19 protein-coding genes and 4 pseudogenes are annotated in these 23,371 nt (G+C 71.0%); 14 read left to right on the top strand and 9 right to left on the bottom strand.

All coding sequences use genetic code 11. The annotated features are described in order from the left end of the window. Positions 1-5: 5 nt before the first annotated feature. Positions 6-893, bottom strand: coding sequence for an endonuclease/exonuclease/phosphatase family protein (locus AMK31_RS07740; protein WP_079186756.1), 888 nt, complete (start codon positions 891-893; stop codon positions 6-8). A gap of 90 nt (positions 894-983) precedes the next feature. Here AMK31_RS07740 and AMK31_RS07735 point away from each other — a divergent pair, with 90 nt between their 5' ends. Both AMK31_RS07735 and AMK31_RS07725 read left to right on the top strand, forming a co-directional pair. Beyond that, entirely contained in the window at positions 984-1,739 is a 756-nt protein-coding gene (locus tag AMK31_RS07735) for a hypothetical protein (protein ID WP_073939645.1), read from the top strand. Positions 1,740-2,568: 829 nt separating this feature from the next. Continuing rightward, positions 2,569-2,973: a cupin domain-containing protein gene (locus AMK31_RS07725; protein ID WP_073939643.1), complete on the top strand. Its 405-nt coding sequence runs from the start codon at positions 2,569-2,571 to the stop codon at positions 2,971-2,973. A 57-nt stretch (positions 2,974-3,030) separates the two neighbouring features. On the opposite strand, the gene AMK31_RS07720 is transcribed toward AMK31_RS07725, so the two are convergent. Continuing rightward, the gene (locus AMK31_RS07720) at positions 3,031-3,450 is read right to left on the bottom strand and encodes a (R)-mandelonitrile lyase (RefSeq protein ID WP_073939642.1); all 420 of its coding nucleotides are present in this window, start codon (positions 3,448-3,450) and stop codon (positions 3,031-3,033) included. Between the two features lie 318 nt (positions 3,451-3,768). Here AMK31_RS07720 and AMK31_RS07715 point away from each other — a divergent pair, with 318 nt between their 5' ends. From AMK31_RS07715 to AMK31_RS07710, 3 genes are all read left to right on the top strand, one after another. Beyond that, positions 3,769-4,668, top strand: coding sequence for a helix-turn-helix transcriptional regulator (locus AMK31_RS07715; protein WP_073939641.1), 900 nt, complete (start codon positions 3,769-3,771; stop codon positions 4,666-4,668). 97 nt (positions 4,669-4,765) lie between these two features. Beyond that, the gene (locus tag AMK31_RS42395; RefSeq protein WP_365518639.1) at positions 4,766-4,849 is read left to right on the top strand and encodes a putative leader peptide; all 84 of its coding nucleotides are present in this window, start codon (positions 4,766-4,768) and stop codon (positions 4,847-4,849) included. 256 nt (positions 4,850-5,105) lie between these two features. Beyond that, entirely contained in the window at positions 5,106-6,596 is a 1,491-nt protein-coding gene (locus AMK31_RS07710; RefSeq protein ID WP_073939640.1) for a hypothetical protein, read from the top strand. A gap of 180 nt (positions 6,597-6,776) precedes the next feature. On the opposite strand, the gene AMK31_RS07705 is transcribed toward AMK31_RS07710, so the two are convergent. Together AMK31_RS07705 and AMK31_RS07700 are read right to left on the bottom strand one after the other, a co-directional pair. Further along, positions 6,777-8,870: a SpoIIE family protein phosphatase gene (locus tag AMK31_RS07705; RefSeq protein WP_073939639.1), complete on the bottom strand. Its 2,094-nt coding sequence runs from the start codon at positions 8,868-8,870 to the stop codon at positions 6,777-6,779. Positions 8,871-8,971: 101 nt separating this feature from the next. Then, a pseudogene (locus AMK31_RS07700) lies at positions 8,972-9,633 on the bottom strand (lysophospholipid acyltransferase family protein). A 254-nt stretch (positions 9,634-9,887) separates the two neighbouring features. Between AMK31_RS07700 and AMK31_RS07695 the strand changes: the two are divergent. Further along, a complete protein-coding gene (locus tag AMK31_RS07695) occupies positions 9,888-10,931 on the top strand; it encodes a zinc-dependent alcohol dehydrogenase family protein (RefSeq protein WP_073939638.1) in 1,044 nt (347 codons plus the stop codon). On the opposite strand, the gene AMK31_RS40940 is transcribed toward AMK31_RS07695, so the two are convergent. Together AMK31_RS40940 and AMK31_RS07685 are read right to left on the bottom strand one after the other, a co-directional pair. Then, the gene (locus tag AMK31_RS40940) at positions 10,921-11,940 is read right to left on the bottom strand and encodes an NACHT N-terminal helical domain 7-containing protein (RefSeq protein WP_198948445.1); all 1,020 of its coding nucleotides are present in this window, start codon (positions 11,938-11,940) and stop codon (positions 10,921-10,923) included. The genes AMK31_RS07695 and AMK31_RS40940 overlap by 11 nt on opposite strands. 34 nt (positions 11,941-11,974) lie before the next feature. Further along, positions 11,975-12,280, bottom strand: a pseudogene (locus AMK31_RS07685) (SpoIIE family protein phosphatase); the annotation flags it as partial. Positions 12,281-12,480: 200 nt separating this feature from the next. Between AMK31_RS07685 and tap the strand changes: the two are divergent. The 6 genes from tap to AMK31_RS07655 all read left to right on the top strand — a co-directional run bounded on the left by tap (position 12,481) and on the right by AMK31_RS07655 (position 18,959). Continuing rightward, on the top strand, positions 12,481-14,685 hold the full coding sequence (gene tap / locus AMK31_RS07680) for a telomere-associated protein Tap (RefSeq protein WP_073939637.1): 2,205 nt from the start codon (positions 12,481-12,483) through the stop codon (positions 14,683-14,685). Positions 14,686-14,697: 12 nt separating this feature from the next. Beyond that, positions 14,698-15,255 (top strand): telomere-protecting terminal protein Tpg, encoded by a 558-nt coding sequence (tpg, locus tag AMK31_RS07675; protein WP_073939636.1) that lies wholly within the window; start codon positions 14,698-14,700, stop codon positions 15,253-15,255. A 378-nt stretch (positions 15,256-15,633) separates the two neighbouring features. Then, positions 15,634-16,506 carry an SCO2400 family protein gene (locus AMK31_RS07670; protein WP_073939635.1) on the top strand — a complete coding sequence of 291 codons (873 nt, stop codon included), beginning with the start codon at positions 15,634-15,636 and terminating at the stop codon, positions 16,504-16,506. A 114-nt stretch (positions 16,507-16,620) separates the two neighbouring features. Then, entirely contained in the window at positions 16,621-17,241 is a 621-nt protein-coding gene (locus AMK31_RS07665) for a hypothetical protein (protein ID WP_073940102.1), read from the top strand. A 117-nt stretch (positions 17,242-17,358) separates the two neighbouring features. Then, on the top strand, positions 17,359-17,766 hold the full coding sequence (locus AMK31_RS07660; protein ID WP_073939634.1) for a YciI family protein: 408 nt from the start codon (positions 17,359-17,361) through the stop codon (positions 17,764-17,766). Positions 17,767-17,774: 8 nt separating this feature from the next. Continuing rightward, on the top strand, positions 17,775-18,959 hold the full coding sequence (locus tag AMK31_RS07655) for an RNA polymerase sigma factor (RefSeq protein WP_073939633.1): 1,185 nt from the start codon (positions 17,775-17,777) through the stop codon (positions 18,957-18,959). A 123-nt stretch (positions 18,960-19,082) separates the two neighbouring features. Here the strand turns inward: AMK31_RS07655 and AMK31_RS41395 are convergent. Next, positions 19,083-19,520 (bottom strand): annotated as a pseudogene (locus tag AMK31_RS41395) (DUF6417 family protein); the annotation flags it as partial. A 315-nt stretch (positions 19,521-19,835) separates the two neighbouring features. Here AMK31_RS41395 and AMK31_RS07645 point away from each other — a divergent pair. Next, complete coding sequence (locus AMK31_RS07645) at positions 19,836-20,801, top strand: hypothetical protein (protein WP_143204221.1); 966 nt, start codon at positions 19,836-19,838, stop codon at positions 20,799-20,801. A 113-nt stretch (positions 20,802-20,914) separates the two neighbouring features. Continuing rightward, complete coding sequence (locus tag AMK31_RS07640) at positions 20,915-21,580, top strand: MSMEG_1061 family FMN-dependent PPOX-type flavoprotein (protein WP_073939631.1); 666 nt, start codon at positions 20,915-20,917, stop codon at positions 21,578-21,580. 278 nt (positions 21,581-21,858) lie between these two features. Here AMK31_RS07640 and AMK31_RS07635 read toward each other — a convergent pair whose 3' ends face one another. Further along, on the bottom strand, positions 21,859-22,365 hold the full coding sequence (locus AMK31_RS07635; RefSeq protein WP_073939630.1) for a lamin tail domain-containing protein: 507 nt from the start codon (positions 22,363-22,365) through the stop codon (positions 21,859-21,861). 222 nt (positions 22,366-22,587) lie between these two features. Beyond that, positions 22,588-23,215: pseudogene (locus AMK31_RS07630) on the bottom strand (maleylpyruvate isomerase family mycothiol-dependent enzyme). Positions 23,216-23,371 lie beyond the last annotated feature (156 nt).

Below are 23,371 nucleotides of genomic sequence, written 5' to 3'. Positions count from 1 at the left end.
TCGCGTCAGGGCAGATCCACGTCGGTGTGCAGCACGTGGTGGTCCGAGTACTGGCTGGGCCGCACGCTGTGCCTGAGCGGGGTGATGCCTCGCAGGAAGACGTAGTCGAACTTGCTGTGCCAGTCGGTGGTCGGCTCGCAGGTGCCGGCGAGCGAGGGACGGCACTGGGGGTCGGTATCCATGGCCAGTGCCGCTATCGGAGCCAGCTCGGGGGCGTCCGGTACGGCGTTGAAGTCGCCGAGCACGATCGCGCGGTCGTACCGGGCGATTTCCGCGGCGAGTACGTCGGTCTGCTCCGCCCGGACCGCTTCCTGACGCCGTTCGGCGAGGTGGGTGTTGAAGACCCGGACGGACCGGCCGTCCACCATGGTGGTGACTGCCATGTACCCACGGTCTTCGGACCCTCCGTCGGGGTATTCCACGCTGACGTGGTCTCTCATCGGTGCCGCCGAGAGGATCGCCTGCCCATAGGCCCCCGGACTCCACGGCATTCCCCCGCAGCGGCCCCAATTCCTGAGAACGGAGCCGTACTCGACGTTGTAAACCAGCCCGTGAAGGACCTCCAGATAGTCCCGGATACTCTCGACGTCGCGTGCGCACGCTTCTTGCAGACCGATGACCTGCGGCGCGTACGTGGCGATCTCCGCCGCCCGGTCAGCGTTGCTCGTTTCGCAAGGGTTGCAGAGGTTCCAGGTCATGACCCGGTTCGGTACGACATCCTTGACAGCGTCGGCGGGCAGTGACCGGGTGAAGGGGGCGCCGCTCGGTGTATTGGCGCCGACGCCGACGAGCACCATGCAGGCCACGATCGCGGCGCCCGCGACGAACCGCGTGACCCTTGTGATCACCATCGCCTCCTCATTGCGGTGACACATTCCGTCTGGCGTCTTCATTCACGAGGTTATGGGACGCGGTTGTCAGGCGGGGGCGGGCCCGGATCATTGACAAGCCCGAAGCCATGGCCGCCTTCGGACTCTGCTTGGATGTCGGAGATGGACGAGAGATCCCCGGCCCGCCGTGCAGACGACGCCGATTCCGGCCGCCTGGCCGCCTTGCTGAACCGTGCCTCCACGGGCCGGGACAGTCAGGCCTGGAGCGACCTCTGGACGGAGCTGTATCACAACGGAACCCTCGAAGCGTCCCATCCATCGGTACTGCCCGCGCTGATGGACATGGCTGAGGGCGACGACGCCGACACGGCGGCTGCGGCCCTCCACCTTGCCGGTGCCCTCCTTGTCCAGGCCGATCAGCGATACGAGACCCGGAACCTACGGGATGAGCAGGCCCCCGCAGTCACACGCCTGCTGGCCGCCGCGAATCGGTGGCGGCAGGCCACCGCTGACCGGAACGACTACTGCCACCTGCTCGAGACGATCCTGAACCTGGAAGGCGACATTCACTGGGCTCAGGACCTGACCTGGGGCATCGTCAGCGAGGAGTACGAGCTCGAGTGCCCCGATCCGGACTGCTGCGCGGCGCTATGGGTGGTCATCGGCGAGCGGGGCTGCTTCAGTACGTCGGAGGACTACGCCCTCTCCGATGATGTCGAAACCCTCCCTCTCCACCCGGCCGCCCCAGGCACGCTCGACGGCCTTGGCCGCCGCCTCTACGAGCTGGCCCTGGCGGACGGCCACGAGGATGTGGCGCACGCCCTGACCTACGCCTTCGGCGAGGCAACCTGCCGACAGTGCGGAGGTCGCTGCTCCGTCGTTGGACAGGTCGTTGCTCGTTCGAGCTGAGAAGCCCCGACCTCACCTCCTGTACGGTCCGGGCGGGGCCCGCTCGTCTCAGGACGCTGCCGCGAGCCACGTCCGCCAGACGTGGCGTGTGTTAGGCACCTCGGGACGATCGAGGAGCCACAGAACGTAGCCGGCATGGAGGCGTGCCCAGGGATTGCCCGACAGAACCGCCGCGCCCAGCCTGCGGCGCAGTTCCTCGCCGTCGACCGCCCGCGCCACGCGTCCAGAAAGAGGAGCCCGTAGGGCAGACCCGGCCACTCCTTGATGCCCGGGGCACGGATGCCGTCCCACAGTCCTTCGGGGAGGGAATGTCCGCGGACGGCGTCGTGCTCCTCGCGCGCTCGCTTGAACGCCGGCTCGCGGTACTGCTCCTCCGTCCCCAGCGGCAACGTCAGACGCCACAGCTCGTTCATCCGGTGGAGAGCGTCCCCGAGCTGGCGGAGGTGTCGCCGGCCCTGTTCAGGGCTCATCGGCAACGGCTCGGTACCGCGCACCACGATCAGCCTGTGCAGCTGCGCGCCGGTCAGATCGTCGTCAGCACCTGCCTGCCGAGCGCGCCGCGCTCGCACTCGTGGAAGCAGTGCTCCAGCCGTCCCGACGCGGCGAGATGGTCTCCGACAAGCTGTACTCATCGCCAAGCCGGTGCCTGGACGGTCGTTCACCGACCCGTGGAAGTGAGGACAACGGCGCCGGAGGGTGGGTTCCGGGTTCCCCGGTCGTGCGTGGAGTCGGCGTAGATGGTCTTGACCCTAAGATTCCCCTTCGGGGTCAGGACGCGCGGACGTCGCGGAGACCATCCGTGAGGACAGGTGGCGAATGGTGACAAGGCATGGATGACGCACAGGCCGGCGCGGACGATCGCGAGCGGTTCGCTGCCGAGGGGCCGCGTGTCTTGTGCGATGTGGACGCGCTCTCGGCCGCCGGTTCCGCCCCCGGCGGAGCACTGTGGCGGCTGGCCGAGCCCGGACGGCAGCTCGACGCCAACCTGGTCCGCATTCCGCCCGAGGGGGGTATCGCCACCCACGTCGAGCCCGAGCTCGACGTCCTCGTGCTCGTGGTCGCCGGCGACGGCACGCTCGGAACCGAACCGCCGCAGCCGCTCGCCGCGGGCAGCCTGGTCTGGCTCCCACACGGCTCCGCCCGGAGCCTCACCGCCGGCAAGAACGGCATGGCGTACGTGACCGTCCACCGACGCCGACCCGGCATGCAGATTCAGACCCGGCCCATGGCGTGACTCGCACGCGGCTACGGCTACGGCATCGGCTGAGGTGCCGTAGCCGTCCGGCGCGCGTCACTGGCTGCGGGTGCGGGGCGCGCGGTATTCCTCCTCGGTGACGTGCTCGAGCCAGCTGGTCTCGGGCCGGTCGTCGTCGGGAGCCGTACCTTCCCACAGGGCGATGTGCTGCATGAAACGGTCCTCGGCAGCGCCGTGCCAGTGCTCTTCGCCGGGCGGGCAGGTCACGGTCTCGCCGGGGTGGGCCTCGAAGACCGTGCCGTCGCGGGTGCCCACAAGGGCGATTCCGGCCACGACGTGGAGGGTCTGCCCGACGGCGTGGTGGTGCCATGCCGTGCGCGCCCCTGGAGCGAAGCGCACCATGTTGGCGCGCAGCCGGGACGGCTCGGTGCCGGCGTGGATGACGTCGAACCAGACGTCCCCGTTGAACCAGTCTTCCGGGCCCTTGCCGGTGGGCTGGGGATCGACGAATTCCATGGTGTTCCTCCGTGGCTGTCGCGGGGCGGTCGGTGGGTGAGTGATCAGGCGGCGTCGCGCTCGTCGGCGATCTTCTGGAGACTCCTTGATCGAACGAGTGAAACCGGCGCTGACTCACTGTGGGCGGTCGCGGCTGGGCGCGGGCTTTTGTCAGTAACCAGAGCCCAGTACCCAGAGCCCATCCGCGGCCCGCGCCCTCGTGCCCAGCTTCCGCTGCTATCGAGGAAACCGCAGGTCAAAGCGGTGGGGGAGGGTCTGCCGATACAGGTACTCACAGGACCCCCCCACGCGCCTGCCGTCCGGCCTAGCCTGGAATGTGTGAGTACCGAGAGTGACATCCGCGAGTTCCTGGCCTCCCGCCGCGCCAAGATCACCCCGCAGCAGGCCGGTCTCCCCGCGTACGGCGGCAACCGGCGCGTGCCGGGCCTGCGCCGCGAAGAAGTCGCCCTCCTCGCCGGCGTCAGCATCGACTACTACGTCCGTCTCGAGCGCGGCCGCCTCGCCGGCGCCTCGGAAGAAGTCCTCGGCGCCGTCGCGAACGCCCTCCAGCTCGACGACGCCGAACGCTCACACCTCTACGACTTGGCCCGCGCCGCCGCCAAGCGGCCTCCCCGCCGCGGCAAGCGCGTCCGCGGCCCGCTCCCGGACAGCGTCCTGCGGGTCCTCCACTCCATGGCGGACTCCCCGGCCTTCATCCGCAACGGCCGTCTGGACATCCTCGCCACCAACCAGCTCGGCCGGGCCCTCTACTCCCCGCTGTACGCCGACGCGGCCTCCCGGTCGCCCGTGAACATCGCCCGCTTCCAGTTCCTCGATCCACGCGGCCGCGACTACTTCCCCGACTGGGAGGAGTCCAAGAACACCACCGTCTCCCTGCTGCGCACCGAAGCCGGCCGCGCCCCGCACGACAGCGACCTGACCGCCCTCATCGGGGAACTCGTCACCCGCAGCGAGGAGTTCCGCACCGCCTGGGCGAAGCACAACGTGCGCCTGCACCACACCGGCCGCAAGTCCTTCCGCCACCCCGCCGTCGGCCTGCTCACCCTCGACTTCGACGCCATGGAACTGCCTGCTCAGCCCGGTCTCACCCTCACCGCCTACAGCGCCGCCCCCCACACCCCCGACCACGACAAACTCCAGCTACTCGCCGCCTGGGCCGCCACCGAGGCGCCCCGGCCCGCAGGGCAGCCCCACCACGTCGCGAGCCCGGACGTGTGATCCGCTACGGCACCTCAAGTGGTGGGGGGCTGTCCGCCATGCGAAACGCGCGAGAGTTTTTGTTGACCATGTGTCAGCTTCCTGGTGTGATCAGCGCATGATCTGCTGGCAGGGTTTCACGCGGCGACGTCACGTCGATCTCGTGCGTACGGCCGGCGCGCTCTGTCTTCCTACCGGCTGAACGCGTTCGCGTCATCAGCCGGCTGACGCCCGCTGATCCGGGCTCCCGCGTCTGAAGCACCCCTCAGGGCCCCGCGCCCGCGCCCGCGCTGCCGTATCGGGCATTCCGGCACCCTGATGGGTTCGCTGACAGACGCCATCACCTGCCCCCTGCCCCCTGCCCGAGCGGCAGTCTTCTGGCATGCCCCGATGAAGGGACCCTCCTCACGATGCCCATGCCCATGCCCATGTCTGCGTCCATGTCCATGTCTACGTCCATGTCCACGCGGCCGCCCCGGTTCGGCACCCCCCGCAGACGACCGCGATGGAGAAGCATCGGCACCCTGCTCGCCGTGCTGACCGTACTCGCTCTCCTCGGTGGCACGCCTGCCGCGGCCGTGCCCGCCGCCGACGGCTTCGGCCCGCCGCCCCCGTACAACCCGTACGCGGGCCCGGAGGGCACCGCGACCATGCACGGCGACACCGGATCCTCCGACACGACTCCTCTGCCCGGGCCGGGGGCCGGCAGCCTGGCGTCGACGCGGATCGCGCTCGCCTCGGCCTGCCCGACGGTGCTGGTCGGCTCCGACGGCTTTCCGATCGCCCTGTGCACCCCGATCTTCGGCCAGGTGCCCACCGTCCATCTGCTGGATCCCGGCAACGGTTCCTCGCTGGCCACCCTGGAACTCACCAAGGGGTCACTCCTGGGCGGTGTGTACGCCTACGTCGACCACGAGGACAGGCTGGTGGTCGTGGACGGCAGCCGCAGTCTGCTGCGCGTCGGGCACCACCAGGGCAGCGACGGGAACTGGCGACTGTCGGTCGACCGCCGTCTGCCGCTCAGCTCTGTCGTCCCCGCCGACGATGCCGTCACCGGCCTCGCGCCGGACTGGCAGGGCCGCGTGTGGTTCGCCACCGGTGGCGGTGTGGTCGGCACCGCGGACGACACGACCGGTAAGGTTCGCGCGCTGACGCTGCCCGCGGGCGAGCGGGTCGCCAACAGCATCTCGACGGCGCCCCAGGGCACGGCCGTCACCACCACCCACGCCACCTATCTGCTCACCGCCGACGACGACGGCGCCCCGCGCATCGGATGGCGGCAGCCCTACGACCGCGGCTCCGCCCGCAAGCCCGGTCTGCTCAGCTGGGGCAGCGGATCCACGCCGACCTTCTTCGGACCCGGTTCCGGCACGGAGTACGTCGCCCTCGTCGACAACGCCGACACCGCCGCACACCTGCTGGTCCACCGCACCTCGGACGGCGCGCAGGTCTGCCGTGTCCCGGTGCTCCGGGCCGCCGGCGGACCCGGCAGCGAGAACTCGCCGGTGGCGATCGGCCGGAGCGTCTTCGTCGCCGGCACCTACGGCTACCCCTACTCCGCCGTCCCCGAGGGCGCCGGCGACAGCGTCCCGGCCTCGGCCGACTTCGCGGGCGGGCTGACCCGCGTGGACGTCGGAGCGGACGGCTCGGGCTGCTCGACGGTGTGGGACAACGCCCTCCGCTCCGCCGCCGTACCGAAGTTGTCGACGGGCGACGGACTGCTCCACACGGTGCTGCGCGACCCGGTCATCCCCGGCACCAAGGGCACCAGCCTGCTCGACCCGTACCGTTACGCGCAGATCGACCCCGCGACCGGGCGTGTCGTGCGCAGCAGGAGCGTGGGGGTCGGTGCGCTGTACGACACCCTGCAGATGGCCGGGACCATCACACCCGACGGCACACTGCTTCAGGGCACCGTCACCGGGATCCTGCGCATCACCGCACAGTGACGGTCCCCGCCCTGTCCGCCTGGGGGTGTCTCGTCGATCAGGCCGGATCAGGGAGCGGCGTCTGGTGCCGTGCATCGCAAGGCGGAGGAGGGAGCCGATGCGGCGCATCGGGGACCGACGACAACGCGGCGAGGCGCGGTGCCAGGCGCCGCGAGCCCGGCATGATCGGCGAGACACCCCCTAGGGGATGTCTCGTGGGCGGTGGTGGACGCGGGCCAGGACGAGGACCGTGTCGTCGCCGGGCGGGCGGGGGAGCAGAGTGGACAGCATTCTGTCGGCCGTCTCCTCCAACCCGTCCGGCGAGTCGCCCAGTACGGCGCGGGCCAGTGCCAGTCCCTCGTCGATGCTCCTGCCCCGTGATTCGACCAGGCCGTCGGTGTAGAGGGCGAGGACGGCGTCGTCGGGGAGGGCGATCTCGGTGGTTCGGAACGGGTGTCCGCCCACGCCGAGCGGGATCCCGAGCACCGCGTCGACGGTCTCGACCCGGCCGCCCGGATGCCGTACGAGCGGCGGCGGGTGCCCGGCGCAGGCGATACGGGCGCGGCCCGTGCCCGGGTCGTACACCGTGTACAGGCACGTCGCGAGCTCGATGCCCGCCTCCTGGGCGCACGCGTCCAACTCGGCGAGCAGAAGGGAGGGTTCCGGGATGCTTCGGGCCAGAGCCTTCGCGGTGATCCGCAGCCTTCCCATGGCCGCCGCCGCGGGCACGCCGTGGCCCATCACGTCGCCGACGACCAGGGCGACGCGGTCGCCGGGCAGACTGATCACGTCGTACCAGTCGCCGCCGACCACGGTGACGTGGCTGCCGGGCACATAGCGGTGGGCGACCTCGAGGTGGGGGCTGGTCGCGAGGCTCGTGGGCAGCAGGGCCCGTTGCAGGGTGAGGGCGATGTCCTGGACCCTGCTGTACAGGCGCGCGTTGTCCAGGGAGAGCGCGGCGCGGGAGGACAACTCCGCGGCGAGCCGCAGGTCCTGCTCGGTGAACGGGGGGCGGGCGGCCGAGCGGCCGAACATCGTGAGCCCCTGAACGGTTCCCCGGGCGATCAGCGGTGCGATGACGATGCCGGTCAGGCCGCTGTCGATGAGGACGCGGGCGCGTTCCTGGTGCACGACGGTGGTGGTCACGAAGTCCGCGCTCACCGGGACGGCGATCGGGCGGCCGGTCCGCAGCACCCTGTGGATGCTGGAGCCGGGCGGGTAGCGGACGGTGTCCAGCCCTCCGACCAGTTCCCCGGCGGGCGGCGGCAGCACCGTCCCGGCGGCGATGCGGCGCGTGACCAGCGGCAGACGCGGGTCGAACACCTCTGGTTCGTTCATCCAGTCCACGACCTCCACCACGGACGCGTCGGCGAAGTCCGGGACCACGGCATCGACGAGTTCGCCCGCCGTCACCTTCACGTCCAGGGTGGTGCCGATCCGGGCGGTGGCCCGGTCCAGCAGCGCCAGCCGCTCGCGTGACTCCGCGGCCTCCACGAGGGCCTGCTCCCGGTCGGTGACGTCGAGTACGAGTCCGCCGACACCGGGGGGCGTGCCGACCGCCCGGGTGAGCGGGAACAGGCTCACCGACCGGACCTGCTCGCACCCCTTGTGCCGGACGCCGATCAGGTGGCCCACGACCGGGCGGCCCTTCTCGGCCGCGCCGCGCAGCAGCCGCTCGAAGCCGGCGGCGTCGTCACAGGCACCCATCACATCCGTCATACGGCGGCCGATGTGCTCTTCGATGGGGAGTCCGTCCATGTCGGCGAGCGCCTGGTTCAGGTGGACGTACCGAAGTTCCTCGTCCAGCATGAGCAGGCCGATCGGGCAGGTCTCGAAGATGGCGTCGAGGAAGGCGAGGTTGGTCTTGACCCGGTCGAGCTCCGCACTCCTGCTCGCCAGGGCCATGACCACCGTGCGGCCCTGCTCGCCGGCGACCGTGAAGGCCCGGAAGCCGCAGTCGAAGACCGTCCCGTCCCGATGCCGTACCGGCAGCCGGCCGCGCCAGTAGCCGAGGGTGCGGCCCCGGCCGGCCAGGTACGCGGCCGCACCCGCTCCGTGAGCGCCGGTTCCCGGACCGCTGGGTGGCGGTGGCGGTGGCGGGAAGAGGAGAGCGGCGGGCTCGGCGAGCGCGTCGTCGTCGTAGCCGAACAGATCCCTCGCGCCCGGACCCCAGAAACAGATCCGGTCGCGGTCGTCGATGCCGATGACGGCCACGGACACGTGCTCCAGGAGCGTCCCGGGCTCGGAGCGCAGCCGTTCCCGTATGTTCTGGCTTGCCGACCGGTCTCCAGACATCCGAGACGTCCTTGACATCGATGGACCGTTTTGTCTCATTGTGCGCCGCCCGGGGTGGACCCGCGGCCCGCGCGCGTCGCCGTCGGCCTGGCCGGCGACGGCTACGCGGCGAGAGATGCGGGCTCGCCGAGGCGCGCGGCTGCCGCACGCCATGCCGTGGTCACCGCGGTGCGGGCCTGGGCGGTGCAGGCGGCGAGGTCCCCGGTCAGGACCATCGGCGCCCCCACGTGCACGTGCAGGTTCGGTCGCCGCACTGGGGCGGTCGCCAGGCCTGCGAGCTGTTTCACGATGCCGCCGGAGGTGATGCGCCGGGCACCGGCCTGCCCCACCGGCACGACGGGGGCGCCGGCGTGCTCGGCGAGCCGGGCCAGGCCGCTGCGGAAGCTGCCGGGGCCGCCTCCGAGGCGTCCTTGCGGCGGGGCAGGCCACCCTCGGCGTAGATGAGCAGGTGCCTGCCCCGCTCCAGAGCTTCCGCGGCCAGGTCGAGCGCGGCCGCGGCCCGTCGGTCGCCTCGGTGTACGAGGATGTGCCCTTCGCGGACGAGGGCGCGGCCCAGAACGGGCACGCGCCACAGGCCCGCGGTGGCCATGATGACCGGTTCGACGCCGAGGCGGTGCAGGGCGGCGAGCACGACGGCGGGGTCGGCGAGCGAGGTGTGGTTCGCGGCGATGATGCTGCCCGGCGCGAGTTCGGTACCGGGGTCGGTGGTCACCGACAGCCGGCCGAAGGCGGGCACCAGCAGGTCGGCGATGCGGCTGAGCACGGAGCGGTCTCCAGATCTCGACGGCGTTGATCTTCATCGTCGGCCGTGGAGCGCCGCCGTGGCCTGAGTCGTCGTACTCATCTTCGCCCCGCACGGGACCGGTGCCGCCGCTTCACCGCACCCGGTTCGGCGGAGCCCCGGAGTGCGCCCGGCGCCCCCGCCGCACAGGCTTGAACTCGGCCAGGGCACGCACTCGCCCACCCCCCTGACCAGCACACCACTCGAATCGCAATCACCGCCCCGGAGAGCACCTCATGCGCGCAACCCTCATGTACGGCGCCGGCGATGTCCGCGTCGAGGACGTCCCCGACTCCGCCATCGAACAGCCCACCGACGCGCTGGTCCGTGTCACCGCGTCCTGCGTCTGCGGCAGCGACCTGTGGCCGTACGCCTCGATGAAGCCCGAGGACGGGCCGGCCCGGATGGGTCACGAGTTCATCGGCATCGTCGAGGACACCGGTTCGGAGGTGACCACCGTCAAGCGCGGCGACCTCGTCGTCGCCCCGTTCGCCATCTCGGACAACACCTGCGAGTTCTGCCGCGAGGGCCTGCACACGTCCTGCGCCCACCCGCAGGCGGGCTTCTGGGACGGCGAGCCGGAGGAGGGCGGCCAGGCCGAAGCGGTCCGCGTCCCGCTCGCCGACGGCACCCTCGTCAAACTCCCCGTCGCGGCGGACTCCGCCCTCGTTCCGTCCCTGCTGACCCTGTCGGACGTCCTCGGCACCGGCTACCACGCCGCCGTGGCGGGCGGTGTCGACGAGCGCACCCGCGTCACCGTGATCGGTGACGGCGCGGTCGGCCTGCTGGCGGTCCTGTCGGCCAAGCGCCTGGGCGCCGAACAGATCATCCTCATGGGCCGCCACGAGGCGCGTACCGACCTCGGCCGCGCATTCGGTGCCACCGATGTCGTCTCCGCCCGCGGCGAGGAAGGCGTCGAGGCGGTCCGCGAGCTGACCGGTGGGCACGGCACGCACGCGGTCCTCGAAGCCGTCGGCCACATGTCCGCCTACGAGCAGGCCCTCGGCGTCGTCCGCCCCGGCGGCGTGATCAGCCGCGTCGGCGTGCCCCAGTACGAGGAGGCGCCGATCGGCTTCGGCAGCCTGTTCCGCCACAACATCCGCCTGGCCGGCGGACCCGCGCCGGCCCGCGCCTACATCGAGGAACTGATGCCCGACATCCTCGACGGGGTCATCGAGCCGGGGAAGGTCTTCGACGCCACCACCGACCTCGACGGCGTCCCGGCGGGTTACCAGGCCATGGCAGACCGCAAGAGCCTCAAGGTCCTCATCAAGCCCTGAGCCGAAGCGCGGGAAGCGGGGTGCGGCTTGCCCGCACCCCACCTACCCGCGCCTGGCCGTCACAGCGTCCCCTGAGGGACGTCGCCGCAGTCCCGGCGCGGGCCGAGCAGCCGCCGTATCCGTTCCCGCACCTCCTGCGGAACATCGGCGAGGCAGCAGACGCTCCAGCACGTCGTGCGCGAGGGAGGTGGCCGGCCCGCCCCGCGAGGTGGTGAAGGTCGTCACGGCCGGACCGAGCCATGCGAAGACCGGGTCCATGGCCGGCATGGCGTACGACACCGTCGTTCGTGCTCCCGGACACGTCTGCCTTGTGCCGCAGCTCGTCCCACGGTGCGGTTCGTGACAGCGCTGCCCGTGCTGCTGCAGCACGGCGATGAGGAGGCTCGCCAGCCGATCGCGCTCGGCGGCGGAACTCGACGGCCTCCCGGGGCAGCTCGCTGCGGATCAGCCGCCGGGCCTCGTTCCGGGCCGCGTCGCCCTGAGCGCTCCATGCCAGCAGTCCCTCGGCGAAGTCGAGGAACCTCGCGGACAGGCCCTCGTACCAGCGTTCCAACTCCGCCATGACCGCCTCGACAGGCCGGTGCGGCGCGGGACTCGGCGCGTCCGGGGCGGCGAGCGAGCGCGCGAACGCGTCCTTCCGCTCCGCCACCGACGACGCGCCCGCGAGAGAGAGCTGTTCACGGCGCGTCAGCTCCAAGTCGTCCAGCCCGACGGGCAGATGCCGCTCCTCCAGCGCCTGGAACCAGGCGACCACGACGATCACCGTGTGCGCGGCGTGCAGCAACTCGGTGCGCTGCGCACGGCTTTCCGCGTGTGCCAGGCGCCGTCCGACACCCCGTACGGCGCCCCGGCCCAGCGTGAGCACGCTGCCGCGGGCGTCGGCGATCCGCAGCAGCCCGTCGGCCACTCCGCCGATCGCGACGCTGAGCGCCCCGCCCAGCGCCCGGCCCAGGGCGGCGCCGGCGGGCGGGTCGCACCCCAGCAGCGTCAACGCGTCCGAGAACGACAACAGCCTCCGTACTCGCCTTCACAGCGCGGCGGGGTCACAGGCGGATGACGATGAGGGCGATGTCGTCGGGTGCGCCGCTGGCGACGTCGAGGCGGACGAGCAACGCGTCGGCCAGCCGGTCGGGGTCGAGGGCGCTGTCCTGGGCCAGTGCTGTGGTCAGGCGCGCCAGGCCCGCGTCGATGTCCTCGTCACGGCGTTCGATGAGGCCGTCCGTGTAGAGCACGAGAGTGTCCCCGGAGCCGTAGGTGAGGCCGGCCTGGGGGCGGGGGACATGGTGCAGGCGGGCGCCGAGCGGCGGATCGGTGGCCTGGTCGAGCAGTTCCCACGTTCCGTCGGAGTGGTGTCATACGCGCTCCGGGGTCTGTGAGCGCGAGCGCCTGCGCGTCTCTTCCAATCTACGGGCGATCCGGCGCTCGGGCTCACCGGGGACCGAGAAAAAGGAACTTACTCATGCGATGCACGCGAAAAGTGCGCGATAAGTACGCTCAATGCGCTGCAAATGTACGCTCGGTGATAGGTTGGCCGTAGGGAGGTCCGCCCATGTCCGAGTTGTTCGACGCGGTCGACGCGCTGCTCGCGTCCCGTGCCTCGCTGCCGCCGCCGACCGAGCGCAGGCGGCTGCGCAAGGCTCACGGCCTGACCGTCGAGGAGGTCGCCGCCGCGTTGCAGGTGCGCCGGGCCACGGTCAGCGGCTGGGAGTCCGGCAAGACCGAGCCCCGGCCGCCGGAGCGGGATGCGTACGCGCGCCTCCTCGAAGGGCTCGCGAAGCTCTACCCTGCCCCCGTCAACAGCGAAGCCCCGGTCGACGACACGGCGGTGCCGGAAACGGTCACCGCCAGCCCGGTGGCCCCTGCGTCGGCTGCCGACGTTTCTGCCGACGCTCCGGACTCGGTCGTCGTCGTCGCGCCGCGCCCGCGCAGTTCTTCGACGCCGTCGACACCGTCGACGTCACGACGCCCAGGCTCGGAGAAGGGGAAGACCGCCCCCACCCGCACCCCGTCGACCGGCACCGACCCGCGTTTCGAGAACGGTCCGCTCGCGGTCGTCGATGTCGACGAGGACGGGCAGGCGCTGGCGTACTGCGTCGGCGGCCTGGTTCTGGACGTGCCCGCCAAGAGCATCCCGGCTCTGGTGGACTGGGCGCTCACGGAGGCCAAGCTCGGGCAGCCGAGGCTGTCGGGCCCGGGCAAGGACGCCGACCCGCTGCTCGTGCTCACCGAGGCCGCGCTGGAACGCTACGGCCTGCCGGTCGCGCTCACGGACGAGGAGCGGCTCGCCGGGCGGATCCCGGAGGGCCACAAGGTCGTCAAGCAGTTGGCCCGCGCCGGCTGGAAGCTCACGAAGCGCGGCTTCGGGCCATGGGCGCGGATCTACCGCCCGGCGCAGGGATCGGAGCGAGCCTGCGTCCAGCTGTGCGTCCCGTCCTGGCACGCGCTCGACTCCCGCCATTGGGGCGACGCCGCCCATCTCCCACCGTCGGAACTCGCCCGGCTCCTCTGCGTGTACGCGTCGCGCGTGACGACCCCGCGCGGCTCCACCGCCGTCACCGGCCTGGAGCTGATGACCGCGCTGCACCCGCCGACCCGCGCCTCCGAGCCCGACGCGAACGGCAAGCGGCACTCGGAGCACAACCCCGGCAGCCTGGGCAAGGACCCGGTGGACTGCGCCCCGTGCGAGGCACCGGACGGCCATCCGCTCCTGAAGGATCTGCCGCGCTTCCACGTCCGCGGCCCCGGGGAGAAGCTGTTCGAGGAGGCGTACGACTGGGCACGGCCGATGACCGACGCCGAGTGCACCCGGCGGCACCTGATCGGCATCGACGTGAACATGGCCTTCGCCGCCGGAGCCAACGGCCTGACCGTGGGCCTCGGCGCGCCGACCCACGTCAGGAATCCGGTGTTCGACGCGAAGCTGCCCGGCTCCTGGCTGGTCGACCTCTCCCACGTCGACCTGTCCCGGGTGAAGGTCGCCAAGGACAGATGGGCGAACCTGGACGCCGACCTGCTGCCCAGCCCGTTCACGCCGACGGGCGAGCGCCCCGAGGGCCCGGCCTGGTACGCCACGCCCACGGTGGCGTACGCAGTGGAACTCGGCTACGAGGTGCGCCCCACCGAGGCGTACGTCCGGTACGACAACGGCCGTTATCTGGACGGTTGGTACAACCGGCTCCGTGACGCCTTCCTCGCCACGATGGCCGACCTGGGCGTGCACCCGGACATGGCGCCTGCCGACTTCCTGGCGGCGATGGACGGCTACAAGGAGCGCGACCCGCAGCTGGCGATCGTCGTCTCCGCCATCAAGGCGACGGTCAAGGGCGGCCTGGGCAAGCTGCGCGAGCGCCCGCGCGGTGAGGGCTGGCGCCCGGGGGAGCCGTGGCGAGCCCTGTCCCGGCCCACCTGGAGGCCGGACATCCGCGCGGCGGTCATCTCCCGCACACGGATCAACCTGCACCGCAAGATCGTCAAGCATGCGGCGTTCACCGGCGATTACCCGGTCGCGATCCTGTCCGACTGCGTCGTGTACGCGGCCGACGGCACCAGCCCGCTCGACTACCTGCCCTACCGGGACGGCAAACCGCTGCCCGGCGGCTTCAAGCTCGGCATCAACCCGGGCCTGGTCAAGCACGAGGGCACCCAGACCGTCCTGTGGGGCGAAGAGGTCCGTGAGCGGTTCGACGCCCCGGAGCTCAACCTCGCCCGGTACATCAAGGACGGCACCGTCACCGACGCCGACAACGGGGAGTAGGGGGAGAGGGCGATGAGCCTGTTCGGGGACGGCCTGGACGCCGCCGTGCAGAAGTCCTTCACACGTCCGGCGCCCAAGAGCGCGGGCGCGCAGATGCGGTACCTGGTCAAGCAGCTCAAGGGCACCAAGGCGGTCGCCCAGATGCTGCGGATCTCCCAGCGCACCGTCGAGCGGTACGTCAAGGACCAGATCAAGAAGCCGCGCCCGGAACTCGCCGCCCGGATGGAACGCGAGGTGAAGAAGCGGTGGCAGCCCCAGGTCCGGGCCAGGGCCCGGCAGAAGGCCGCCACGACCGGCGGCATCGTCATCGACACCAGGGCCCGCATCGGCTACACCGCCCCGGTCGGCTCGACCGACGACGCCCGTATCCGGCACCTGACCGTCGCGCTGCCGCCGCAGTACGCCGCCCGCCTCTTCGACGCCCAGCAGGCCGGCGCCGACGACCGGCAGCTGCAGCAGATCGCCGCCGAAGGGCTCAAGGAGGTGTACTTCCAGGACGCCGGCCGCCGCGCAGGCCAGCTGGAGGAGGTCCGCTTCACCGACGTCGAACAGGTCGAGTTCGAGCTGTAGAAACGAGAAGGTCCGCCCGGGCGGCGGCGCCGGGGGCCAGAGCCAGGCTCAGCACCAGGGGCACAGCCCCGAGCATGGAACAAAGGGGCACGGCACTCTGGGCAGCACACGCCCGTTCCGCCCGGGACCGCCACGGCGGAAGGCCCGCAATGCGGCAGCGCGCTCACCACAGTGGCCCACCCCGAGTCGCGCTGCGCTGTCCGCGGCACCGTCCGAGCGCCGTCCGGCCCCAAAGAATCTGTGCAAGAGCGCCACACAGGCTGCACACAGCCTTTCGAAAGCGTCGTTAGCGTTGCTGGCTGCTCGATCCCGCGTGCGAATGCGACCAGGTCGTGGCCCGAACGGGCCGACGGCACAAGCAACTCAGGAAGACCACAGATGGACTACTGCTCCGCGTGCCGCCGACATCTCAACGGCGCCTTGGTGTGTCCGGGGTGTGGCGCCTACGCCCCTGACATCGCTCCCCCCACCGCCGAGAACCACACCGCGCCGCCCTGGGACACCGACCCGGCGATCGCCGGCGGCGCACCCGGCACCCCGCATGCCGCGCAGCCCGAGGCCCCCGACGCCGGGCACGACACCCCTAGGCACAGCGAAACGGAGCTCGACCCCGGCACGAGCGAGGCCTTGTCGACGGACGCGGAGGGCGTACCACCCGCGCAGCAGGGGCGGGCGGCACGGCGTCGGCAGCTCGCGCGCTGGAAGAAGAACAAGCGCCGGGCCGCAGTCGCGACGGCGGTCGCCATCGTCGGCGGCGGACTGTCGGTCGTCGCGATGGACCGGCACAGCACCGACCGGGCCCAGGCGGCCACAGCGCCGGACAACCACAGCATGGGCAAGGCGCAGGAGCAGGTGCCCCAGCCGAACGCGACGCCCCCGACCTCACGTACCGACGACCGGCCGTCGCGTACCCCCGCCGAGGCCCAGGCACCATCCGCCGACGCCGCGCGGCAGCAGCCGCACGCGGCTCCGGTGTCCGCAACACCGCCGGTCGCCCGGCCCACCTTGGCCCCGCCGCCGAACGCCCAGCCGGCCGCCGCCGCACCACCCCTTGCCGTCACGGCACGGGAACCGCAGCAGCAGACAACCGCCCGGCCCCCCGCGGCCCACGACGGCGGCGGCACCGCAGCCCAGCAACCAGCCGCGCCGGCATCCCCCGACGACACGGACGCGGACGCGCCCGAGACCGCCCCGGCACCCGCCTCGACAGAACCCGCGGAAGTGTGCCTGCTCGTGCTCTGCCTCGGCTGACAGCCGGCCTCAACACCCGGTCCGGCCCGTGGCGTCCCCCAGCACTGGCCGGGGCCGCGTTCCTCGTGGACCCCGCCTGCCGGGCCGAAGGCAGGGATCGCGATGATGATCGGCATGACTCCGATCACTGGCATGGACCTGACCGGCTTCACCGAGCGCGAGCCGGGGGTGTGGACCGACGAGCGGAACGTCGTGCTGTCAGTGCACTTCTTCCCCCTCGTCCCGGACCTGCCCACCCGGCTCGACGAGCCCGAGCGGCTGCGGGCCGCTCTCGCACAGGGCGTGGCCGGGGCCGGCGGAGGATTGATCGAGGCGCGGCTCGGTGCGGTGGACGGCGTCCCGGCCGTCCGGCAGCTGATCAAGGTTCCCCGGCCGAACGGACGGGGGCAGGTGTTCCTCGGGTCCTGGACGGTGCCGAGGGCCGGGTGCAGCACGGTGGTGAAGGTGCAGGCCGCCGAGGGCGCGATGACGGGCGTGCGCGAGGCGATGGTGCTGGCGCAGGTGGGGCCGGCCGACTACTTCCGGCCGCATCCGTATGCGCCGGGACTGAGCGGCGGGCTGCCGTACCACCTCGGCGACCACGAACAGTGGGACGCGCAGTTCCCGGACCACCCGCTGACGCTGGTCCGCGCGGCGCTGTCCCGGATCACGCCCACGGTCACCCTCGACGAGCGCTTCAAGGTGCTGCCGCCGTTCGACGGGCCGACGGCACCGGCGGCGCCTCCCGCCCGCTGACGTCTGCGGGGAGAGCCCGAAAAAAAGTCGGGCGGCGATGTCGAGAACCCGCGTCCGGCTCCGTCCCCGGGGTGAACGCGGCCACAATGGGCCGCACGAGCACCGAGGAGAACCACGATGGCCAAGTACCTGCTGCTGAAGCACTACCGCGGCGCCCCGGCTCCGGTCAACGACGTGCCGATGGACCAGTGGAGCCCGGAGGAGATCTCGGCGCATGTGCAGTACATGAACGACTTCGCGGCCCGGCTGGAGAAGACCGGCGAGTTCGTCGACGGCCAGGCCCTCGCCCCCGAGGGAGCGTGGGTCCGCTACGACGGTGAGGGGCGCCCGCCGGTCACCGACGGACCGTTCGCGGAGACCAAGGACCTCATCGCCGGCTGGATGATCATCGACGTCGACAGCTACGAGCGCGCCGTCGAGCTGGCCGGGGAACTGTCGGCCGCCCCGGGCGCGGGCGGCAAGCCGATCCACGAGTGGCTGGAGGTGCGCCCGTTCCTGGCCGCGCCGCCCACCATCACGGAGTGACATCACCGATGGACGAGGTCCTGCTCAGGAGCCTCACGCCGAGCGTGATCACCGTCCTCGTCCGCCGCGGAGCCGACTTCGCGGCGGCCGAGGACGCCGTGCAGGACGCTCTGGTCGAGGCTCTCCGGGTCTGGGCGGCGGACCCTCCCCCGAGCCCTCGGCACGGCTCGGACAGGGCAGAGCCCCTTCGGGACGCCAAGGGCTGGCTGGTCACCGTGGCCTGGCGCAAGTTCCTCGACGCGGCACGCGCCGACACCGCCCGCCGCCGGCGCGAGGAGCGCGTCGAGGAGGAGCCGCTGCCCGGCCCGGTGCCCGCGGTGGACGACACGCTCCAGCTCTACTTCCTGTGCGCCCACCCGTCGCTGACACCGGCATCGGCGGTCGCGCTCACGCTGCGCGCCGTCGGCGGACTGACCACCCGTCAGATCGCCGAGGCCTACCTGGTGCCCGAGGCGACCATGGCCCAGCGCATCAGCCGCGCCAAGCGCACCGTCTCCGGTGTGCGCTTCGACAAGCCCGGCGACGTCGCCACGGTGCTGCGCGTCCTCTACCTCGTCTTCAACGAGGGCTACTCCGGTGACATCGACCTCGCCGCCGAGGCCATCCGCCTCACCCGGCAGCTCGCGGCCCGCATCGACCACCCCGAGGTGGCCGGGCTGCTCGCCCTCATGCTGCTCCACCACGCCCGGCGCGCCGCCCGGACCGCGCCCGACGGCAGCCTGGTGCCGCTCGCCGAGCAGGACCGCGGCCGGTGGGACACCACGCTGATCGCCGAGGGAATCGGAATCCTGCAGGCGGCCCTCGCCCGCGACCGGCTCGGCGAGTACCAGGCCCAGGCCGCCATCGCGGCACTCCACGCCGACGCGCCCACCGCCGAGGAGACCGACTGGGTGCAGATCGTCGAGTGGTACGACGAGCTCACGCGTCTGACCGACAGCCCGGTCGTCCGGCTCAACCGCGCGGTCGCCGTCGGGGAGGCCGACGGACCACGCGCCGGCCTGGCGGCGCTCGCGGCACTGGACGCCACACTGCCCCGCCATGCCGCGGTGGCCGCATACCTCCACGAGCGCGACGGCGACCTGACGACGGCGGCACGGCTGTACGCCGAGGCGGCTCACAAGGCCCCCAACCTGGCCGAGCGCGACCACCTGACGCGCCAGGCCGCCCGGCTCAACGCCCGCCGAGGCCGCTGACGGACCGCGGACCGACCAGCCGGCCCAGGGACCGGTCCCTCAGACAAGCGGCTTGCGGTAACGGTCGTACTCGTTCCGCCGCCGGAATCCCACACTGCGCAGATGGATCCAGACCGGGGCCGGCTACGCGAGGGTGACCAGCTGCGTCTGGCCGGTCGTGTCGTCCGGCCGATAGATCACGCGGTAGCTGCGAGCGAACTCGTTGGCCTCCGCGGCGGATCCTGCCACCGAGCGAAGGTGGAAGGCGCAGGCGACGGATTCGATCTGCTGCGGAGTCAGATGCAGCCGCCAGCGGTTCTCCGGGCCGCTGTAGCGGGCCGTCCTCACCCGCTCGGCCAGCTCCCTGGCCGGATGAACGCGCAGCCGGTCTCCGAGGCTGACATACACGCGCAGCGCGTTCATCTGCGCCGGGCGCAGCTCAACCAACTGCTCTCCCGGGCTCGGCTGGTCAGGGATCGGCACCGACGGGGGACTGGCTTCCGCGTAGGCGAGTACGTCATGGCCGACGGGGGAGAGCCGAGCGGCCCACAGCACCGGCCGCCCCTCGCACGCGGACAGTTCCCAATGAGAAGAATCGCGGGACGGCCGCTGGGTCGTAGGCCGTGTGTCGGAAGTTACCTGATGTCAGCAGTACGCGGACCAGTGCGCCCATTGTCAGTGGCTGCTGGCAACATCACCACTATGACTGTCATCCGTACCACACCGCCGCGGCCGGTCGACGTCACCGCAGTTTTCCCCCAACTCGCTCCGCTGGCACGCACAGCAACCCGGTTGCACCCTTACCCCGGGGCTCCGTCGCCGCAGGACAGTTCGGTCGGTGGGCCGCTCTTGTGGCCCGCCGACGAGCCCTGGCCTCACTGCGACGGCCCTCATGAAGTGGACGGACTGAACCCGGCGATGTGCCCGGCGGATCTGCGGGTGGAACGGCGGATCCGTGCCGCCGCGCGAGGCAGGAGCCTGACCCCGCAGGAGCGAGAGACCCTTGACCGGATCCGTCCCCCGCGGGAGCTTCCGCTGAAGCCGGCGGTCGCCCAGCCGTATGAGGGATCCATGGCGATGCTGCCGGTCGCGCAGCTGTACGTGCGCGATGTGCCCGATCTGCACGCACCGGCCGGGGCGGACCTGCTTCAGGTTCTGTGGTGTCCCTTCGATCACCCGATCATGCCCAGAACCGCGCTGTTCTGGCGGTCGGCAGCCACGGTGACCGACATTCTCACAACGCCCCCGGAACCGCCCGCGGTGCAGTTCGATGGCTACCTGCCCGAGCCGTGCCTGCTCAAGCCGGAGCAGATCACCGAGTACCCCAACCCCATGGAGTTGAGCAAAGAGCTCCGAGAGCCGCTCGGGGACTGGAGCACTTGGCAGGCTGCCGACGCGGATGTGGACAGCTCCTACGCGCCCCACCCGGAGAGCTTCTACTGGGACAACCTGTCCGTCGCGCCCGGCTGGAAGGTCGGCGGCTGGGCTTCCTGGGGCCCTACCGATCCCAACCCCCAGTTCTGCCTGACCTGCGAGTCCAAGATGGTCCCGCTGCTGACCATCGCCACCTTCGAATGGGACGACAGCAAGCGCAGTTGGATCCCTGACGAAAATCAAGCCCGCACCAGGGCGTCCTCCACGGACACTCGCCCGGAGGGCCAGGCCGTGATCGATTTCTTCCGAGCCAAAGGCATTGAGGTGCACGCCCGTGGCCGTGTCCCCCTCGAAGCCCGCGCCACGCCGCCTGTCACCGACCCTGTCCCGAGACAGCCGACCGCGGTCCAAATCGGCAGCGGATACATACAGCAGCTCTACGTCTGCCCGACTTCGCCGGAGCATCCCCACGCCGAGCTGATGCAGTAGCCGGTCAGACGGCAACTGGGCTGAGTACTCGTCACCCCTGGCCGGTCCAACGCCGGCGAGATTCCGCGCTGACCCGCGTACCGCCTCCTCGGTTGTCTTCTAGGGTCGTCCGTATGATGATCGACACTGGAGTCGCCGGCACATTGTTCGAATCCCTCCAGGCGGACGCCCTCACCAGCCCGGACCAACTGCGCGAGCTCTACCCGGAACCGAACCCGAACGCGCTCCGCAAGGAGATCAACTGCCTCACCGAGGAGACCCGGGCGCTGATCGGCTGTTCCTCGCTGGTGTTCATCGGCAGTGCGGATGGCGAGGGCCGGGCGGATGTGACGCCGCGTGGCGGCCCGGCAGGGTTCGTCTCGGTGCTGGACGAGCGGACGTTGGCGATCCCCGACGCGACCGGCAACAAGCGGCTCGACACCATGCACAACGTGCTGCAGACCGGACGCGTCGGCCTGCTCTTCCTCATCCCCGGCCGGCCGACCACGCTGCGCGTCAACGGCCGCGCCTGCGTCTCGGCCCGCCCGGAGCTGCTCGCCCAACTCACGCCTGTCGGCAAACCGCCGGTCACAGCGATCGTGGTGCATATCGAGCAGGTCTACCCGCACTGCCCGAAGTCGCTGATGCGCGCCAACGCCTGGCAACCGGAGCAGTGGGTGCCCGCCGAAGACCAGCCGACCAGCGCCGAGGTCACGCTGGCCCAGCTGAATCTGCCCGGCCTGACCATCGACCAGATCGAGGAGGCCGAACGGGAGTCACTGCGTCTGCGTTACGAGTGAACTCGGACTGAGCCGGCCTTCGGCGACCGGGACATCGGGGCGCCGCCAGGGCGTGCGTCGCATCCGTGATCAAATGATGCTTGCTGCCCATCTTCCAAGGCGGGTCTGTGGAATGACCCGAGTGGCGCCACGCCGTCAGCGCCGACACCCGGATTCATGGGACTCGGGTCATCGTCGACGACCGACAGCGCCCGGCAGGCGCGGCGCGCGTCTCCCCTCGCGTGGGAGCGGCGGTGCGGCAGCCGGGCGTCTGATTCGTTCAGCGACGTTGCCGCCGGTCAGCCGTGGTAGGTGATGTAGCCGTTCCCGTCGCGGTCATTGTCGCGCTTGGTGTAGGAGTGGACGTCGGCGCGGGAGCCGGAGGGCTTGTACAGGTAGATGGTGTCCTTGTCGTTGTTCCACATGAAGTTGCAGTTCTGCCGGTAGACGACGTTGTTCGCGTCGGAGTCGGTGCCCCGGCCGCCGCGGAGGCTCACCTGGTCGCCGGGCTGCAGGCTGTGGCTGGCCGTGAACGTGAACCTGTTTCCGGCGTCGTCCCTGACCACGTACCCCTTGAGGTTCACGGTCGTGGTGCGCGAGTAATTCTTGATCGTCAGGTACTCGTTCTTGGTGTTGCCGCCGCTGCACCGGTTGTCGTCCCGGCCCGGCGCGTCGTACTGGATGCCCTTGACCTTCAGGGCCGAGGAGTACTCGGCGGCCTGCGCCGGGGCTGCCGTGACGATGCCGAGTGCCGCGGTGACGGCCGCGGATATCGCCGCGGCGGTCAGGGTGCTACGGGTGCGCATGAGGATTCCCCCCTCGATGATGCTGATGGAGCGTCCCGGAGCATACCGAATCGGTGATTGTTGGGTGGCAGAAGGGTGATGAAAATGTGAAGGCGTACGGGTGCTCGGCCTGCTGCGCTGCCGGCAACAGTCGGAGCGGCCCTACGGCGCTCGCGTGCCCGATGAGGAGAAAGCACACCTATGCCGTGCAACCGCCAGATCCGGAACCAGCGGAGTGGCTTGTCACGTGGTCCCGCAGCGGCTGCGGAGGAGTTCCACACCGTCGCCTTCGAGGTCGTCGCAGTACGTCGCGCGCCCAGTCATGGCCATCACCAGGACCAAGGTGCGGCCGGACACGAGAAGCCCGGAACCGGTCGTGAACGGGCCGTCATCCGCTACGAGTCTCAGGCCACCGATCCGTCCCTTGGCAACGACCACGAGATCTGATCCTTGGTAGTACTGGGCCGTCTCCGTGACGACCCCGATGGGATAGTCGCGGCGGATGCCCAGCGGGCGCCGGATGTCTTCTCCGTGCACGATCGTCTCGCCCAGCATGGCGATCGCCGGCAAGGGAGGCTTGGTCGTGCTCGGGACGATGCGCCGGAAGCGTTCAAGGGTCTCGCCCGGGGTCGCGCCTAGCTGCTCGGCCAGCCGTATGGCCACCTGCTTGTCGAAATCGAACCGGCAGCGGACCCGCGGTGAGGTGCGCCAGCACCTCACGCACCGTCAAACCGGAGCAGAGCGACGGCGTTGACCACTGCTCGTCCGTCAGACCTGCGAGATCAGCCGCCAGCGCCGCTCGCTCGGCGCGGATCAAGGGCCAGATCCCGGTCTCGCGATTGCGGTCCGCTGTCAGTGCCGGGTCGGTCATATGGGCTGGACTCCTGTCAAGGATCGTGATCTGCGCTGCCCCGGCCCGAATGGTTGACGTCCGGCAGGGGCGTTCCCGTAGGAGACTCATGCTCGGCAGCAAAGTCATCGCAGTGAGCGATCTCTTCTCCGGCGCCTGAACCCGGATGGGAGTCTG

It is taken from the genome of Streptomyces sp. TSRI0107 (assembly GCF_001905845.1).
Taxonomy (GTDB): domain Bacteria; phylum Actinomycetota; class Actinomycetes; order Streptomycetales; family Streptomycetaceae; genus Streptomyces.
The sequence above is the reverse complement of the archived record's forward strand: the minus strand, read 5'-3'. Positions and strand labels throughout refer to the sequence as shown.

Coding starts and splice junctions, on each gene's coding strand:
- AMK31_RS07740 (WP_079186756.1), bottom strand. CDS start 893: ATGAAGACGCCAGACGGAATGTGTCACCGCAATGAGGAGGCGATGGTG.
- AMK31_RS07735 (WP_073939645.1), top strand. CDS start 984: ATGTCGGAGATGGACGAGAGATCCCCGGCCCGCCGTGCAGACGACGCC.
- AMK31_RS07725 (WP_073939643.1), top strand. CDS start 2,569: ATGGATGACGCACAGGCCGGCGCGGACGATCGCGAGCGGTTCGCTGCC.
- AMK31_RS07720 (WP_073939642.1), bottom strand. CDS start 3,450: ATGGAATTCGTCGATCCCCAGCCCACCGGCAAGGGCCCGGAAGACTGG.
- AMK31_RS42395 (WP_365518639.1), top strand. CDS start 4,766: ATGATCTGCTGGCAGGGTTTCACGCGGCGACGTCACGTCGATCTCGTG.
- AMK31_RS07710 (WP_073939640.1), top strand. CDS start 5,106: ATGTCCACGCGGCCGCCCCGGTTCGGCACCCCCCGCAGACGACCGCGA.
- AMK31_RS07705 (WP_073939639.1), bottom strand. CDS start 8,870: ATGTCTGGAGACCGGTCGGCAAGCCAGAACATACGGGAACGGCTGCGC.
- AMK31_RS07695 (WP_073939638.1), top strand. CDS start 9,888: ATGCGCGCAACCCTCATGTACGGCGCCGGCGATGTCCGCGTCGAGGAC.
- tap (WP_073939637.1), top strand. CDS start 12,481: ATGTCCGAGTTGTTCGACGCGGTCGACGCGCTGCTCGCGTCCCGTGCC.
- tpg (WP_073939636.1), top strand. CDS start 14,698: ATGAGCCTGTTCGGGGACGGCCTGGACGCCGCCGTGCAGAAGTCCTTC.
- AMK31_RS07670 (WP_073939635.1), top strand. CDS start 15,634: ATGGACTACTGCTCCGCGTGCCGCCGACATCTCAACGGCGCCTTGGTG.
- AMK31_RS07665 (WP_073940102.1), top strand. CDS start 16,621: ATGACTCCGATCACTGGCATGGACCTGACCGGCTTCACCGAGCGCGAG.
- AMK31_RS07660 (WP_073939634.1), top strand. CDS start 17,359: ATGGCCAAGTACCTGCTGCTGAAGCACTACCGCGGCGCCCCGGCTCCG.
- AMK31_RS07655 (WP_073939633.1), top strand. CDS start 17,775: ATGGACGAGGTCCTGCTCAGGAGCCTCACGCCGAGCGTGATCACCGTC.
- AMK31_RS07640 (WP_073939631.1), top strand. CDS start 20,915: ATGATGATCGACACTGGAGTCGCCGGCACATTGTTCGAATCCCTCCAG.
- AMK31_RS07635 (WP_073939630.1), bottom strand. CDS start 22,365: ATGCGCACCCGTAGCACCCTGACCGCCGCGGCGATATCCGCGGCCGTC.